Raw genomic sequence first — 15,314 nt, 5'->3', positions numbered from 1 at the left:
CATTACCTTATTTGTGGGAGCCAAAGAGGTTGCGTAACTCATCGCAGACAGCTGCAATACGTTGTTCAACCCGACCATCTACATAAAAGGACTGAGAATCTATAACAAATCCTCCCGCAGTGAGGTCAGGGTCTTCCACTAATTTGAGCGCCAGCCTGTCAGAAATAGCAAGTTCATCCAGCACACTCATGTCATCTGGGTGTAAACGGACTTTAACCCGACCTTCAAACTCACCAATTTCATCAAAAATACGACTCAGCTGGGCTTTTAAAGAGTCTTTTAACTCTTCTTTCACTTGAGTCAAACAGACGCTTTCAACCATTCTCAGTAAAGCGGCATTGAGAATTTGCTCAGCGCCTGCTCGGCTTTCTTCAAGGGGACGCTGAACTTCTTGAAACAATGCGGATAGCAGTGTTTCAACTTGAGCAAACTGCTGCTCTGCTTTCTGTTGCGCCTCAGCACGCCCTTCTTCTGCCCCGATTGACTGACCATCTTCATAGCCTTTTTCAAAGCCATTAACCTCTCCTTTAGAGAAGCCATCAGCATAGCCTTTGTCATGCCCCTCAGATTCACCCTGCACAAACCCTTCATCGTAGGCTGCTGAGCGAATTTCTTCTAACTGAGAAGCTGTCAGGGGTTCGTATACCAGACTATCTTGATCTACTTCCTCAAAAGGCGCATCATCTTCTTTTTTATGCAGGATTGCAGGACCTGTCGGATTGGCTTTCTGAGGATTGTCAAGGTGTGGCAGCTCCCAGCGTTCATAAGCTGTGAGCTTTTTGGCTTTATTATCTTGCGGATCTGACATGAACTACCTAAAGCATCTGCTCGCCGCCACCGCCAAGAACGATTTCGCCGCTGTCAGCGAGACGTCGAGCAACAGCAAGAATTTCTTTTTGAGCCACTTCCACTTCACTGACTCGAACAGGGCCTTTTGCTTCCAAATCGTCTTTCAGCATGTCAGCAGCACGAGAAGACATGTTCTTGAAGATTTTCTCTTGCATATCAGGGTCAGCCCCTTTTAAAGCAAGTATAAGAGTTTCAGATTCCACTTCACGAAGAATGACTTGAATACCTCTGTCATCGACATCGGCCAAGTTATCAAACACAAACATCAAATCCTGAATGGTGTTAGCAAGATCCTCATCGGCATCACGAATAGACTCCATCAACTCAGCTTCCACCGAGCTATCAATAAAGTTCATGATATCTGCAGCAGTTCGAATACCACCAATGGTAGTGGACTGAGTCGACTGATTACCAGAGAACTGACGCTCAAGTATGGTATTTAATTCTTGTAACGCAGCAGGCTGTACTGTTTCAAGAGCCGCCACACGCAGTACAATATCCAAGCGTACACGTTCATCAAAGTTAGCCAAAATATCGGCCGCTTGGTCTGGGTCTAAGTAAGAAATTACGATGGCTTGGATTTGGGGGTGTTCATAGCGTATTACATCCGCTACAGCTCGTGGTTCCATCCATTTTAATGTGTCTAGCCCTGTCGTATTGCCCCCCAATAAAATGCGGTCAATGAGGCTACCTGCTTTTTCTTCCCCGAGTGCTTCTTTAAGCATGTTACGAATGTAGCCATCTGCACCAAGCCCTAAACCTGTCTGATCCCCGACTAAGACAAGAAAATCGTCCAGCACCTTTTCTACTTGGTGACGCTGAACGTTTGCCAATTGCGCCATGGTTTGACCAATACGTTGAACTTCTTTTGGCCCCATGTGCTTTAGAATTTGCGCCGCATCAGACTCCCCCAAGGACATGAGAAGTACCGCTGCTTTTTGTACTGAGGTTAAATTTTCATTTTGACCGGCGTCACTCATCCTTCCATCACCCACTGCTTAACAACTTGAGCAACTCGTTCAGGCTCTTCAGCAATGAGTCCTCTTATCGCATTTAATTGACGATCAATCTTCTCAGGCGAACCAGGCACCATAATATCTTCGGCACTCACGAGAGAGACTTGATCATCCGAAATTTCATCGGTTTCATCTGCAAAGATCGTCGCTTCAGTATCTTCGGCCACAGCGATTTTACTTTGCTCGCTTAGTGTTTTCAGAATTGGCCGTACTACAACCAATAATAAGATCAGAACAAACACGCCAACCAAAGTAGGCTGCAGTAGATTCAAGAACCAAGTTTGCTGATAAAAAGGTACTTCCGCAATAGGTTCTTCCGGTTCTGGTAACGCAAACGGCGAATTGATGACACTAACACTATCACCGCGAGATGGATCATAACCAACAGCATCACGAACCAGCAAAGTTAGCCGCCCAAGTTCATCATCACTCCAAGGGGTTCTCACTACCGCAGAAGACTCTGGATCGATACTCACAATGTCATCTACTACCACAGCGACGGATAATCGACGCACTGTGCCTTGTTGACGCTTGGTGTAACTGATGCTTCTATCCAGCTCAAAGTTACGGGTTGTCTCTTCTCGGGATTGCCCGTTATTTTGCCCACTAGAACCACCAACTGTAGCCCCATTTTGATCAAAAGTTTCAGGAGCACTAACCGCACCTGGAGGCTGATTACTTAATGCCCCAGGAATACCACCGGCACCGGTTCTGGAAGCACTGTTCTCTCTTAATGTTTGTTCACTTCTTAACGCGAGCAAGTCAGGGTTGTACTGTTCCGCGGTTTGTTCTACCGCCGTAAAATCCACATCCGCAGATACTTCGGCTTTAAATCGCCCAGCTCCGATAACTGGACCTAAAATGTTATTCACTCGAGTCAGCAAAACGTCTTCTACTTTTCGAGTGTATTCAAACTGTTTACCTGCAACTGATAATTCTGAAGTACTGTCTTTTTCAGTAAGCAGGGTTCCCCGCTGATCAACCACGGTAACGTCTTTATCACTCAACTGGGAAATACTAGAAGCGACTAAATTAACAATTGCATCAACCTGTGAGCGGTCCAAGCGCCGCCCCGGATACAATTCCAAAAAAACCGACGCAGACGGTTTTCGAGTATCTCGAACAAAAACAGACTCTTTTGGAATTGCAAGATGCACCCGAGCCGATTTAATACTTTGTAAGCTAGAAATAGTGCGACTTAGTTCGCCTTCTAAACCACGACGATACCGGGTGGACTCCACAAACTGAGAGGTGCCCAAACCTTGCTCTTGGTCCATAATTTCAAGCCCAACAATGTTGTCAGAAACGATACCTGAACCGGCTAGTTTTAAACGTGCTTGATGATAATAATCGCCTTCTACTAAGAGAGCACCAGTATTTTCATCTAATTTGAAAGGAATGTTATTTGTGCTAAGTATTTCAACAATTTGATCTGCGTTGTAATCCGTAATACTACTCAAGACTGGTTTGTAGTCTGGGCCATTCGTCCAAAGGACGGCCGCTAAGGCGATAGCGATAGACGCAGCTAAGCCGACCATTAATGCAAGCTGACGAATAACCGTCAGCTTGTTAAAGCCGGTTAGTAACTCTACATAGAGTTTTTGTTCCGTTTGTTCTGCAGGGACATTATCCATCAATAATCGCCAAGCGCCTTAAGCTGCCTATATAGGCATATTCATAATTTTCTCATACGCGTCAACGAGTTTATTCCTCACTTGAGTCATAGCTTCAAAGGACACGCTGGATTTTTGTAAGCCAATCATTACTTGAGGTAAATCTACACCTTCCTCACCGCGCTCATAGGCTTGCGCTAATTGGGAAGCTTCTTTCTGCATAGAATTGACATTATCAACCGCATTTTTCAGCATCTCTGCAAAGTCAGCCCGCTCCACTTGCGTAGCCGAGTCTGTTTCACCACCTAGAGTCGGTAGGTTTGAGACGGCAGAACTGGGAGACTGCACTTGCGAGCGCATATCTCTCATTTGAGATAAAACTTGATTAATGTCAGGTCGATCAGTGACCATTTAACTCACCTAATAAAATCAATACTCACACAGCTTAGCATAAAGAGAAGGAAAAAAAGATAGAAAAATCAATCTACCTCAATTCCTCTCTCTCTCATCTTAGCAATTTTGTAACGTAATGTTCTCGGACTGATTCCTAAAGTTTCAGCCACTTGTTTTCGCTTACCCTTAGCATCAATAAGAGCTTGAGCAATTATTCTAAATTCATGCTCTTGCACCCCCTTCCCTAAAATTGAAGCGGCGCTGTCGGGTTCTTGCTCAACAGGCTCAGCAGCAACGGGAGCCCCCATCATATCAAACACAATGTGTTCGGCTGAGATTTGGCCACTATGGCTAAGAATTAACGCTCGCTGAATCACATTATCAAGTTCACGAACATTACCCGGCCAAGGATGGGCTGACAATTTACTTTGCGCGGAAGTTGATAACAAAGGTTTTTCAATACGCATTTTATTAGCCTGTTTAACCAGCAAATGCTGCGCAATAGGTAAAATATCGCCTGTTCTTTCTCGTAGTGGCGACCAACGTAACGGGAAAACATTCAAACGGTAGTATAGGTCTTCTCGGAAACCACCTTCACGAACATATTCAGCTAAGTCGCGGTTGGTCGTAGCAATGACTCGTACATCAAGAGGGATGGTTTTCTTCCCACCTAAGCGCTCAACTTCTTGTTCCTGCAAGACTCGCAACAACTTCGCCTGTAAGCCTACGTCCATTTCAGTGATTTCATCAAGTAACAAAGTGCCGCCATTGGCTTGCTCAAACTTACCCGCCTGTGAAGAAACAGCACCAGTGTAGGCGCCTTTTTCGTAACCAAACAACATGGCTTCGAGCATATTTTCAGGAATTGCAGCACAATTGATAGCGATGAATGGCGCACTTGCACGATTAGATTGGTGGTGAATAAAGCTCGCTAGAACCTCTTTACCGGTTCCACTTTCTCCACAAATAAGCACAGTTGAATCCGTTACTGCCACTCGCTTAGCTAAGTCCAACATAGCAATACTAGAAGGGTCTTGGGCAATAGGTTGATAGCTTTGTTGGACAACCGCCTTCGAGGTATACTTCGCAATAATGGCTAAGAGCTCATCTTCTTGAAAGGGCTTAAGAAGATAATCAACCGCACCGTCACGCATTGCTTCAACAGCTTGAGCAATATCTCCATACGCTGTCATCAACATAATTGGCAATTCAGGATAGCTGTCAATAACGTGATGTAGTAAACCGTACCCATCCATGCCGGGTAAGTTCACATCAGACACTACCATGTCATAATTTTGTTGCTTCAATGCCAATACAGCACCTTCAGCGCTGTATACCATGCGGCACTGATAGTTAGCCAGCATTAAGGTGTCTTCTAGGGCCTCAGCCAAGCCTTTATCATCTTCAACGACCAATAATCTTACTTCTGACATTTCAAACCCTTAAAAGAGGCAAATTTAAGCTGGCTGTCGTACCAGCTCCCTCTATACTTTCAATCCCAAATGAACCATGATGAGCCCTTGCAATGGCTTTGACAACCATTAATCCCAAACCGGTACCATGTTGTTTCGTAGTCACAAATCCCTGCTGGACATTCTCAAGTTGTTCAGGAGACATCCCCTCCCCCTGATCTTGAAAAGACAGTCTCACTTGGTCTACTAATAACTCACAATTCAAGACAACGACTTCCCCTTGCGGCTGAGCCTCAATGGCATTATTTAATAGATTCAGCAGCCCACCTAATAGGGTTTCTTTATTACATTGTATATGCCCTTGAAGCGCATCATGAGGCACTTTCGACTCAAGCTTCGCGCCTTTTTGCTCACATATCTCTTGGCAGTTTTCCAATAAATTTGAATACAAATCAGACAAGGAAACGGTTTCATCTAACTTGATATCACTACGGGAGAATATCAGCATATCCCGTATTTGGCGCTCAATATTAGTCAGTCGGTCGGCCAACTTGTTAGCAAAAGATTGACGCATCACGGGGGCCAGATCTGGCTTTTGAAGGTGCCCTGCATACAAGGTTGCCGATGCTAACGGTGTTCTAATCTGATGGGCAAGCGCAGCCACCATCCGCCCCATATTAGATAAGCGCTCATGGTGTGAGAGTTGTTTTTGCAAAAGATAAGCTTCTGTCAGATCCACTAGAATGATCAACTGACCTGGCACATTACCAAGGGAAGCTGTTTCAACTCGCACTCGCTTCCCAGACACCATAGTGACTTCGTGGCCGTCGTCTTTTTGTGGGCGAAAACTGTTCGGAACAATTTTCCCCCAAGACTGCATAACTAAAGAAGCCCCAAATAAGCTTTGCGCGACGGGGTTTTCCATTACAACTAGGCCATCACCGTTTAGCAATAGCACCCCCACTGGCATGGATGCGAAGAGCTGCTGAAATTGTGCCACCAGCACTCGATTTTTGTCTTCTTCTTGCTTTTTAGCTTGCTCAGCAAGGGCCAGTTGCTCTGATAACCGAGCGACTTCCTGCTGTAGGTCTAAATAGGATTTAGCCAACACTTCAGAGGACTCAGAAAAAGCCTGAAAGGCTGCTTTAAGTTCAGCAATTTCTTCGTCTTTGTTCACTAGAACTCCGACTTATCAATATTATAGCGACGCATTTTTTCAATCAAAGTGGTACGCTGAATCTGAAGATTTTGGGCCGCCCGGGAGACCACCCCTTGGGTTGAAACCAATGCTTGGCGAATCAACAAAGCTTCAAGATGGCGCACATGTAAATTTAAATCTACACCAGACCTTTGCGGTAAGGATCTGGCATGTTGAATGTCCCGTATTACTGCAGAAAAAGATTGTGAGCGCCAAGGTAAAGGGCACTGCCATACGTTATATCCGTCTGCAAAATTGAGTTCTGGATTAAGTGAAATGATTGGCACAAGCTCGTCTAACTCGAAGGACTCAATGGCTTTGCCTATCACCACAAAATCCGGCAACCTAAAAGCAGTAAACTGGTCACTGTGCTCTATACCAACAAATGTCAAAACACTCGACACGCTGGACATTTCTTCTTCATCTAAGCCACATAACCAAGCTTTCACATTACCACCTCATGCTTTAAATCAGGTGACACGCCATTTTCAAACGCACCACCTAACTATAATGCGAATTTTTCCTTATCTTTCAACCCCTAGCATGAGAATAGGCGCGTAAAGATTTGATCAAAAGACTCATCAGTTTGTTCGTTCTCCTGCTGCCAAGGAACCTCGCCTAAAAATGGAGCTGGCAAAACGCTTTGCAAACTAAGCAAGTTCTCTTCACGACATGACATAGGGACCGGTTGTGCATCATTCGCAATCCAACCAGCTAAGGTTAGCCCATCCCGCGCAATGGCTTCTAGGGTGAGTCTTGCATGATTTAAGCAACCCAACTTCATATTGACCACTAAGATTACAGGTAAGGCCAAAGTGATTGCCAAATCAGACATAAACTCTCTATCATTTAAAGGAACCCGCCAACCTCCTGCGCCTTCAACACAACAAAGCTCATGGGGCGTTAACATACTGCCTTTGAGCAAGCCTTCTAACCGTGAAACCGTTACCATTCGTCCCTCTTGAGCAGCGGCAATATGAGGCGCTATAGCCGCTTCTAAAACAATTGGATTCACTTGCTCATACGGCAAATTAACACTACTTGCCCGCTGAAGCTGCAAGGCATCGTCATTTACTAAACGTCCATTTTCAAGAGACGCCCCAGCGGCAACAGGTTTAAGCCCTATGGTGCGCAGTCCTGCACGATTGGCGGCGCGCAACAACCCTGAGGTAACAAAGGTTTTTCCAGCATCCGTATCGGTGCCGGCAATAAAGAAACGTTTTTTCATCTATCCCCTTAACTCTTATATGCTACAACAAACGATACCTGATAACTCAGCGGCACCCCTTGTTGGCTTTTTTGCTTGGCGTACTGCTGTAAAAAGCGACGCCATTTGCCTGGCGCTAAAGCGCTATCACCCCTTTTCCCAACAAGACTCGCCCCCACTTTTGTTAAAGAGTGAATGGCTTTTTCTGGTGAATTAAACCACATAGTAACCGTATCTAAGCGTTGCTCACGAATGTCAAAACCAGCCAAACACACAGCTTTTAATAGATTGTCGTGACTTACATAATGATGAATGTGAGATTGCTCATCCACACCTTGCCACGCCTCTTGTATTTCTGGCATAGACCCCTGTGACAAAGTCGCAAATACTAAAAAGCCCTTATCGTCCAGAACACGATACAGCTCAGAAAATACATCATTTAAAGACAAGCACCACTGCAACGCTAGACTTGAGAATACCAAAGAGGTCACTTTGTTTGGAAACGGGAGCTTTTCCATATCCGCGCAAACATAATTCACATTTGACTCAAAGGAAAATTCAGCCCTTGCTTGCTCTATCATTCTTGACGACAAATCAAGTGCGGTAAGCGTCTGTGCACGTTGAGACAAAACCCCAATGGCTTGCCCTGTTCCCGTCCCTACATCAAGGGCGCTTGAAAAATATTGTTCTGGAATGAGATTAAATAAGGATTGCAGCACTTCTTGTTGAAATAAACCGTACTCATCATATGTCATTGCTGCACGATCAAAGCGCTTCGCCACTTGGCGCTTATAACCAATTGTTGATGTATTATCCTGGATGGGCATTAACAAACTTCTCTACTTCTTGATAACACAATGTTTCATGCTCTATAAACGCTTGATGCGCACAAGCTTCCACCACACGCAGTGTCATTTGCTCGTTTTGACAGCTTAAATCCATTAGCCCCTGGGGGTTCACCAAAGCATCATCCTCTCCGATAATATGAAGATTAGGCACATTTAAAACCCGCATTTCACGACGCACATCTAAAGATTTTAACAGCCTTAAGCCACCATTTAATGCAGATGAGTTAAGCCGCTCTGGCGGACACTGGGCCGCTAACAACTTAATCAACTCTCTGGTGTTCTGAGCTCCTTTCGCCTGCAAACCCCAAAAACGCTTTAATCCCATGATAGGAGAACTCTCTATTAAACTCGCAAACTGATCGAACTCAGCCTCTAACATGCCATATGGCCAACTATCGCGCTGAACAAAGCTTGGGGAGCTGGCAAAAGTAACCAGACCTTTAACACAGCTCGAACGTCGAGCTGCAATATAAGTGGCGATCATGCCCCCTAAAGACCAGCCAAACCACCAAGCATTTTTTGGTGCAGCCTCTATAAACTGCTCACTCAATGCATCAATATCATAGTTCATACCAGTTCTTGAACGATCTATCCAAGCTTCGGTTTGAGAAATGCCTGGCAAACTAGCTAACACAACATAAAACTTTTCACTTAATCGCTTAGCAAAAGGACGCATTACTTCTTTGGGCATGCCCCATCCGCTCAACATAAAAATGGCTGGCTGGTCAATATTTCCAAATTGCTCTGTTTCAATGCGCTTACGCATGGCTGCCCTCAATAGACTCAGTTATAGATTGCCAAAGAGTTTAACACTTGCTCCAAGGAATCGCCTAACAGGTCAATATCTTGCAAACTATGATCTGCACTCAGGGTTATTCGTAATCGAGCAGTATCAGCAGGTACGGTAGGAGGGCGAATGGCCGTACACCACACACCTAATTCTTTCAGTTGATCACTCATATCTAATGCTGCTTGCGCCCCCCCCACCAAGACAGGCTGAATAGCGGTAGTCGATTCAATTAGTTCTAATGACATACCTTGCATACGCTTTTGAAAGTAAGCAATGTTACTTCGCAATTGCTGCCGCCTTTGCCTGCCTTCATCAGATTGAATTAGTTTGAGCGACGCTAAGGTTGCTGCCGCCATCGCGGGAGACATAGACGTGGTATAAATGTAAGGACGTGCAAATTGGGTTAAATACTCTGCACAGGTATTATTTGTCGCAACAAACGCGCCTGCTGTACCAAAGGCTTTTCCAAAAGTGCCCACGAGAAGCGGAATGTGCTCACTAGAGAGCCCACATACTTCCATACTTCCTCTACCTGACTCCCCCAGACACCCTAGCCCGTGGGCATCATCCACCATCAGAAGCCAATCCTGTGCAGACGACAAAGAAGCCAAACCGGCTAATGGTGCAAGATCACCATCCATACTAAATACACCATCGCTAACCAGTAGGCCCGGCTGCGATTGCTTTGCCAGTAGCTTACTGGCACTTTCCAGATCACTGTGCAAATAACGTCTCACGGCAGCACCAGCCAACTTCGCTCCATCGATAAGCGAGGCATGATTAAGCTTATCTTGAATCACTGGCCTATGTTTATCTGCTAAGGCAGAAATCACAGCCAAATTCGCCATGTATCCGGTACTAAACAAGATGACACGCTCATACCCCAACCAATCAGCCAGAGCTTCTTCTAGCGCCTGATGAATTGACAGGTGCCCGCAAACAAGGTGCGAAGCACCGCCACCAACACCGTGATCTTGCGCCCCTTTTTGTAAAGCCTTAATGATTCTTGGGTGATTGGCTAAGCCCAAGTAGTCATTTGAACAAAACGCCAAATAGTCACGTTGAGCGATATTAATTCGTGTTTGCTGTGGAGTTTGTAAGGTAACAGTCTGACGCAATAAGCCTTGCTCCTCTCTTTGCTGCAAGGCTTGCGTCATCCAATCAGGCGAATTAGGCATTGGCATCGTAGAAAAGCTTAGCCTCTTCTTGCCGCACGGCTTGCGCAGCAATAGCGTCTACAACAGCCTCGTCAGAATGCTCTTCACGCTTTTCTGGGGCAATACCCAGTTTGGCGAATAATGCCATGTCTTTATCCGCTTCTGGGTTGCCTGTTGTCAGTAATTTCTCACCGTAGAAAATAGAATTCGCCCCAGCCATAAAACATAGAGCTTGAGTTTGCTCATTCATTCCTTGGCGGCCCGCAGACAAGCGAACATGAGATTTCGGCATCAAAATACGTGCAACCGCAATAGTGCGAATAAAGTCAAAGGTATCCAGATCGTCTACGTTTTCAAGAGGGGTCCCTTCAACTTTAACTAGCATATTAATAGGCACACTCTCTGGATGAGGCTGCATTTGCGACAATTGACGTAGCAAGCCTACTCGATCTTTCTCTTCTTCACCCATTCCCATAATACCGCCACAACATAGCTTAATCCCTGAATCGCGGACGCGGGACAAAGTATCCAGTCTATCCTGGTAACTGCGGGTAGTGATGATGCTGTCGTAAAACTCGGCTGAGGTATCTAGATTATGATTGTAATAATCCAGCCCCACATCGGATAGTTGTTTAGCTTGATCATCATTTAGCGTACCAAGTGTGACACAAGACTCTAAACCTAATGATTTAACACCCTTAATCATTTCTAGTACGTAAGGAAAATCTTTTTGAGAGGGGTGTTTCCACGCCGCCCCCATACAGAACCGAGTCGCCCCTTTGTCTTTTGCTAAACTGGCTTCTTCTAGCACCTTTTGCACTTCCATGAGCTTTTCTTTCTCTAGCTCAGTGTTGTAATGGCCACTTTGAGGACAGTATTTACAATCCTCAGGGCACGCACCTGTTTTTATAGAAAGAAGCGTACTAACCTGAACTTCATTAGCTGTGAAGTTCTCACGATGAACCGCTTGAGCTCGAAACATCAGGTCCATAAAAGGCAGATTAAAAAGCGCTTTAACTTCATCGTGAGTCCAATCAAAGCGCGGTTCAAAGTTAATTTGTGACATATTTCCCTCAATCCATCAATGCAAGGATGCAATACTAATGAACTGGAGAAAACTGTCAACCTCATTAAATAAGTCGGTTTACAAAAGAACATTAATTAATCAGTGCTATATTTGCCAGCAAATCAGCCAAAATAGTCTATGTCAACACTGCTTAAACAGCCTAATACGCAACACTCTTTGCTGCCCCACCTGCAAAGAGCCCAGCACTCAGCATAGCAACCTTTGCGGACGTTGCCAGACTGACACACCTTTATTCGATTACTGCTGTGCCCCTTATCAATTTGACGGCCTAATCAAAAAACTACTGCACGATTGCAAATTCCATCAGAAATGGCATTTCATTGAGCCTTTAATTTATGCTTTTAGCCAACAACTCTGGAAAGAGTATCAGACGCGTAGCTGGCCAGAAGAGCTTATATACGTCCCCAGCCATACTAAACGACTAAGAGAACGGGGATTTTGTCTAACAAGAACCATGAGTCAGACTCTGCATCAAACCCTTACTCAAATGGGCGCAACTCGGTTATTGATTCCACTCCGCTCACCAATTAAAAAAGTCCTCCACACCCAAGAGCAACACAAACTTTCTAGAAAGGAACGACTCCTTCAACCTATTAATCCATATCAGGTTATAAAACCTGTTGCCCAGCACATCGCTCTTTTTGATGATGTAATGACAACCGGCAGTACACTCAACAGCTGCATTCAGGTTCTAAGGAAAGCTGGCGCAAAGCGCATTGACGTTTGGGTAATTGCACGAACCCCAGCAAAATAATCTTTGTAGCTAGTCAATGACATACACATTGTTTAGTATCTGCCCTTATTTAATTCTGAGAAATAGCCACATGACACAGCAAGACTATGTTGAATTAGACAAACAACTTCTCTGGCACCCCTACACCTCCATGAGCCACCCGACCCCTCACTTTTTAGTAGAAAGAGCTGAAGGGTGCCACATACACTTAGCGGATGGCCGCACTCTTATTGATGGTATGTCCTCTTGGTGGAGCGTGATTCACGGTTACAACCACCCTGTTATCAATTCGGCTGTCAACCAACAAGTAGAGCAATTTGCTCACGTCATGTTTGGGGGCCTTACTCACAAGCCAGCCATTGAGCTAGCCGAAAAACTCATTCGCATGACCCCTAATAACCTAACCAGAGTGTTTTTTTCTGATTCTGGTTCAGTGTCCGTAGAAGTTGCCCTGAAAATGGCCATTCAATATTGGCACAATCAAGGTAAAGAACAGAAAAAGCATTTTGTGACGCCCAAAAGCGGTTATCACGGCGACACGTTTGCCGCAATGTCCGTATGCGATCCTGAAAATGGTATGCACAGTTTATTCACTGGCACCCTTACCCAACAGTATTTCGTCTCACCCCCACCACTAGGCTTTGATTCTGAGTTAGACAAAAACTATTTGACTGAAATACGTGAGGTATTTTCTAAGCACCATAGCCAGATTGCTGGTTTTATTATCGAACCCGTTGTACAGAATGCAGGAGGGATGAGGTTCTACAATCCTGGCTACCTAGATGCCCTACGAGCGCTCTGTGACGAGTTTGATATCTTATTGATCTTTGATGAAATAGCCACCGGCTTTGGCCGGACAGGCAAGCTTTTTGCTACCGACCATTGCCAAATTTCACCTGACATCATGTGCCTAGGCAAGGCCCTAACAGGAGGCTATATGACGCTTGCTGCGACCTTAGCCAGTGACAAGGTCGCTTTAGGCATTAGCGACAAAGGCGGTGTTTTTATGCATGGCCCCACTTTCATGGCCAATCCAACTGCCTGCGCTGCAGCCAACGCAAGCCTTGACCTACTAGAGCAATGGGATATAACACAACACATTGGCCAACTACAAAACTGGATGCAACAAGCCCTAGCTCCCTGTGCTGAGTTAAAAAGTGTAAAAGAAGTTCGCTGCCTAGGCGCGATTGGGGTAGTAGAATTACATGAAGCAGTCAACCAGCATGAAATTCAGCCTAAATTTGTTGAACAAGGAGTGTGGGTGAGACCGTTTGGCAAACTTATTTACCTAATGCCACCTTATATCATCAAGCAAGAGCAGATAGACAGCCTTGGGCAAGCCATTTATCAGGTAGCCCGTGAATTAACTTAAATCACTCGCCCTTCAAGCACAGTTTGGAGGGCGTAGCTTATTACTAGGATTTCATGCGCTCCGCGAGATTTCCTTGCTCATAAGCCTCTTCTTCAATATGAGAAATATTGGTTACTATGCCCTGAGCCTTTTCAATACTGCTTAAGCTGAGGGCATCTACCTCAGCCATTTTTTCATTGAGATTGCCTGCAACACTTGCCTGCTCTTCAGTAGACACATTAATTTGAGCCGTCATATCAACAATATTCTGTATGGCCTGCTCGATATCACTCATTTTTTCAGCCACTTGATTCACTCTATCTACACCATCTTGAGCAACAATAGCCCCTTTATCGATGGTTTCGCTTACATTAGTGGTTTTTTCCTTTAGCTCTTCCGTCATTTTGTTAATATTTTGGGTTGCATTCTGAGTGCGAATCGCCAGAGCTCTCACCTCATCAGCCACCACCGCAAAGCCTCGTCCGGCTTCACCTGCACGAGCCGATTCAATTGCCGCATTAAGAGCCAATAGGTTGGTTTGCTCTGCAATATCACTAATGGAATTGACCATCTCATTAATACTGTCACTTCGCTCTGCTAAAGCCGCGACTACAGTCTTTGCATCCGCAACTTCTTGATAAACCTGACGAATAGTTGCCCCTGTTTCTTCCGCTAAAGCACGGCTTTCACGAGATACCTGGCCTGCAGACTCCGTAGAAGACACAGCTACCTGAACATGACTGGACACGTCATTCACACTAGACAACAACTGACTACTCGCCGCCACAACATTCTCAAACGTGGCTCTCTGCTTATTAAAATTCGATAAATTTGATGTCACATGATTCTTCGCTTGAGTAGCACGCAGTCGCAATTGCTGGGCACCTTCTTTTAGCCTATAACGAAAGGTGTTCGATGCTGCTTCACGATGAATTTGTGCGAATTTTATCGCAGCATTTGGCCCCACTTCACCACAATATAAGTACTGTCCAATTGGATTGTGAGCTTCTTCAGGCAATGACGTAAGCACCTGACGAGTCGACTTTTGTTGCACATAACTTATTAATGCCCCCAACAAAGCAATACATGGGCCAATAAATTGCAAAGCCCGGTATTCAGAAAACAAACTTGTTATGGCCAGTAGTAGCAACACCATCACCATTAGCCAGGAGGTATTAGACAACAGTGAAGTCACTTTACTCACCCAAGGTAATAGGGTCTTACCTTGATTAAGTCTGTCATAGACCTCTTGTGCATGCTGTTTTTCAGCCTCAGCTAGCTTTCGTCTTACGGACTCATAACCAATGACCTTGCCATTATCAAGCAAAGGACTCACATGGGCACTTACCCAGTAGTGGTCACCGTTTTCACAGCGGTTTTTAACCAACCCCATCCAGCTTTTACCCTGCTTTAAATTTCCCCACATATCAGCAAAGACAGATGGGGGAACGTCAGGGTGGCGAATAATATTATGGGCTGAACCTATCAGTGACTCTCGTGAATAACCTGCCACCTCACAAAACCAATCATTTACAAAAGTAATGCGCCCTTTCGTATCCGTACTCGACACCAAAACATAATGATCAGGAAAATCGTTTTCTTTATTTGTCACCGGCATCTTACGCATATTCTCTTTTGTCCTTCAAAGCAGCATTAAAAA

General features: G+C 45.0%; 15 protein-coding genes. 2 read left to right on the top strand and 13 right to left on the bottom strand.

Translation table 11 applies throughout. The features are described 5' to 3' along the window. Nucleotides 1-7: 7 nt before the first annotated feature. The 12 genes from ACYVGZ_RS06460 to bioB all read right to left on the bottom strand — a co-directional run bounded on the left by ACYVGZ_RS06460 (nucleotide 8) and on the right by bioB (nucleotide 11,549). The gene (locus ACYVGZ_RS06460) at nucleotides 8-808 is read right to left on the bottom strand and encodes a FliH/SctL family protein (protein WP_460752861.1); all 801 of its coding nucleotides are present in this window, start codon (nucleotides 806-808) and stop codon (nucleotides 8-10) included. Between the two features lie 7 nt (nucleotides 809-815). Further along, nucleotides 816-1,829 (bottom strand): flagellar motor switch protein FliG, encoded by a 1,014-nt coding sequence (gene fliG, locus ACYVGZ_RS06455; RefSeq protein WP_460752858.1) that lies wholly within the window; start codon nucleotides 1,827-1,829, stop codon nucleotides 816-818. Further along, nucleotides 1,826-3,499, bottom strand: coding sequence for a flagellar basal-body MS-ring/collar protein FliF (gene fliF / locus ACYVGZ_RS06450; protein WP_460752855.1), 1,674 nt, complete (start codon nucleotides 3,497-3,499; stop codon nucleotides 1,826-1,828). Before fliF ends, fliG begins: the two co-directional genes overlap by 4 nt. Before the next feature lie 27 nt (nucleotides 3,500-3,526). Next, nucleotides 3,527-3,889, bottom strand: a complete 363-nt coding sequence (gene fliE, locus ACYVGZ_RS06445) for a flagellar hook-basal body complex protein FliE (RefSeq protein ID WP_460752853.1) — start codon at nucleotides 3,887-3,889, stop codon at nucleotides 3,527-3,529. Between the two features lie 68 nt (nucleotides 3,890-3,957). After that, a complete protein-coding gene (locus ACYVGZ_RS06440; protein ID WP_460752850.1) occupies nucleotides 3,958-5,304 on the bottom strand; it encodes a sigma-54-dependent transcriptional regulator in 1,347 nt (448 codons plus the stop codon). 1 nt (nucleotide 5,305) lies between these two features. Then, nucleotides 5,306-6,460: a sensor histidine kinase gene (locus ACYVGZ_RS06435; RefSeq protein WP_460752847.1), complete on the bottom strand. Its 1,155-nt coding sequence runs from the start codon at nucleotides 6,458-6,460 to the stop codon at nucleotides 5,306-5,308. Then, nucleotides 6,460-6,930, bottom strand: a complete 471-nt coding sequence (locus ACYVGZ_RS06430) for a helix-turn-helix domain-containing protein (RefSeq protein ID WP_460752844.1) — start codon at nucleotides 6,928-6,930, stop codon at nucleotides 6,460-6,462. The genes ACYVGZ_RS06435 and ACYVGZ_RS06430 overlap by 1 nt, the downstream gene beginning before the upstream one ends. Before the next feature lie 89 nt (nucleotides 6,931-7,019). Then, nucleotides 7,020-7,709, bottom strand: a complete 690-nt coding sequence (gene bioD / locus ACYVGZ_RS06425) for a dethiobiotin synthase (protein ID WP_460752842.1) — start codon at nucleotides 7,707-7,709, stop codon at nucleotides 7,020-7,022. A gap of 8 nt (nucleotides 7,710-7,717) precedes the next feature. Further along, a complete protein-coding gene (gene bioC, locus ACYVGZ_RS06420) occupies nucleotides 7,718-8,515 on the bottom strand; it encodes a malonyl-ACP O-methyltransferase BioC (protein ID WP_460752839.1) in 798 nt (265 codons plus the stop codon). Beyond that, nucleotides 8,499-9,302 carry an alpha/beta fold hydrolase gene (locus tag ACYVGZ_RS06415; protein ID WP_460752836.1) on the bottom strand — a complete coding sequence of 268 codons (804 nt, stop codon included), beginning with the start codon at nucleotides 9,300-9,302 and terminating at the stop codon, nucleotides 8,499-8,501. The genes bioC and ACYVGZ_RS06415 overlap by 17 nt, the downstream gene beginning before the upstream one ends. Nucleotides 9,303-9,319: 17 nt before the next feature. Further along, the gene (gene bioF / locus ACYVGZ_RS06410; RefSeq protein WP_460752833.1) at nucleotides 9,320-10,504 is read right to left on the bottom strand and encodes an 8-amino-7-oxononanoate synthase; all 1,185 of its coding nucleotides are present in this window, start codon (nucleotides 10,502-10,504) and stop codon (nucleotides 9,320-9,322) included. Continuing rightward, nucleotides 10,497-11,549 carry a biotin synthase BioB gene (gene bioB / locus ACYVGZ_RS06405; RefSeq protein WP_460752831.1) on the bottom strand — a complete coding sequence of 351 codons (1,053 nt, stop codon included), beginning with the start codon at nucleotides 11,547-11,549 and terminating at the stop codon, nucleotides 10,497-10,499. Before bioB ends, bioF begins: the two co-directional genes overlap by 8 nt. A 37-nt stretch (nucleotides 11,550-11,586) precedes the next feature. Between bioB and ACYVGZ_RS06400 the strand changes: the two genes are divergently transcribed. Both ACYVGZ_RS06400 and bioA read left to right on the top strand, forming a co-directional pair. Further along, nucleotides 11,587-12,324 carry a ComF family protein gene (locus ACYVGZ_RS06400; RefSeq protein ID WP_460752828.1) on the top strand — a complete coding sequence of 246 codons (738 nt, stop codon included), beginning with the start codon at nucleotides 11,587-11,589 and terminating at the stop codon, nucleotides 12,322-12,324. Between the two features lie 70 nt (nucleotides 12,325-12,394). Beyond that, the gene (bioA, locus tag ACYVGZ_RS06395; protein WP_460752823.1) at nucleotides 12,395-13,675 is read left to right on the top strand and encodes an adenosylmethionine--8-amino-7-oxononanoate transaminase; all 1,281 of its coding nucleotides are present in this window, start codon (nucleotides 12,395-12,397) and stop codon (nucleotides 13,673-13,675) included. Between the two features lie 43 nt (nucleotides 13,676-13,718). Here the strand turns inward: bioA and ACYVGZ_RS06390 are convergent, their stop codons facing one another. Beyond that, nucleotides 13,719-15,281 (bottom strand): methyl-accepting chemotaxis protein, encoded by a 1,563-nt coding sequence (locus tag ACYVGZ_RS06390; RefSeq protein WP_460752820.1) that lies wholly within the window; start codon nucleotides 15,279-15,281, stop codon nucleotides 13,719-13,721. Nucleotides 15,282-15,314: the final 33 nt, after the last annotated feature.

The organism is Marinomonas epiphytica (assembly GCF_054780655.1).
Note: the sequence above shows the minus strand (reverse complement) of the source record. Positions and strands in the feature narration are given on the sequence as shown.

Coding starts and splice junctions, on each gene's coding strand:
- ACYVGZ_RS06460 (WP_460752861.1), bottom strand. CDS start 808: ATGTCAGATCCGCAAGATAATAAAGCCAAAAAGCTCACAGCTTATGAA.
- fliG (WP_460752858.1), bottom strand. CDS start 1,829: ATGAGTGACGCCGGTCAAAATGAAAATTTAACCTCAGTACAAAAAGCA.
- fliF (WP_460752855.1), bottom strand. CDS start 3,499: ATGGATAATGTCCCTGCAGAACAAACGGAACAAAAACTCTATGTAGAG.
- fliE (WP_460752853.1), bottom strand. CDS start 3,889: ATGGTCACTGATCGACCTGACATTAATCAAGTTTTATCTCAAATGAGA.
- ACYVGZ_RS06440 (WP_460752850.1), bottom strand. CDS start 5,304: ATGTCAGAAGTAAGATTATTGGTCGTTGAAGATGATAAAGGCTTGGCT.
- bioD (WP_460752842.1), bottom strand. CDS start 7,709: ATGAAAAAACGTTTCTTTATTGCCGGCACCGATACGGATGCTGGAAAA.
- bioC (WP_460752839.1), bottom strand. CDS start 8,515: ATGCCCATCCAGGATAATACATCAACAATTGGTTATAAGCGCCAAGTG.
- ACYVGZ_RS06415 (WP_460752836.1), bottom strand. CDS start 9,302: ATGCGTAAGCGCATTGAAACAGAGCAATTTGGAAATATTGACCAGCCA.
- bioF (WP_460752833.1), bottom strand. CDS start 10,504: ATGCCTAATTCGCCTGATTGGATGACGCAAGCCTTGCAGCAAAGAGAG.
- bioB (WP_460752831.1), bottom strand. CDS start 11,549: ATGTCACAAATTAACTTTGAACCGCGCTTTGATTGGACTCACGATGAA.
- ACYVGZ_RS06400 (WP_460752828.1), top strand. CDS start 11,587: ATGAACTGGAGAAAACTGTCAACCTCATTAAATAAGTCGGTTTACAAA.
- bioA (WP_460752823.1), top strand. CDS start 12,395: ATGACACAGCAAGACTATGTTGAATTAGACAAACAACTTCTCTGGCAC.
- ACYVGZ_RS06390 (WP_460752820.1), bottom strand. CDS start 15,281: ATGCGTAAGATGCCGGTGACAAATAAAGAAAACGATTTTCCTGATCAT.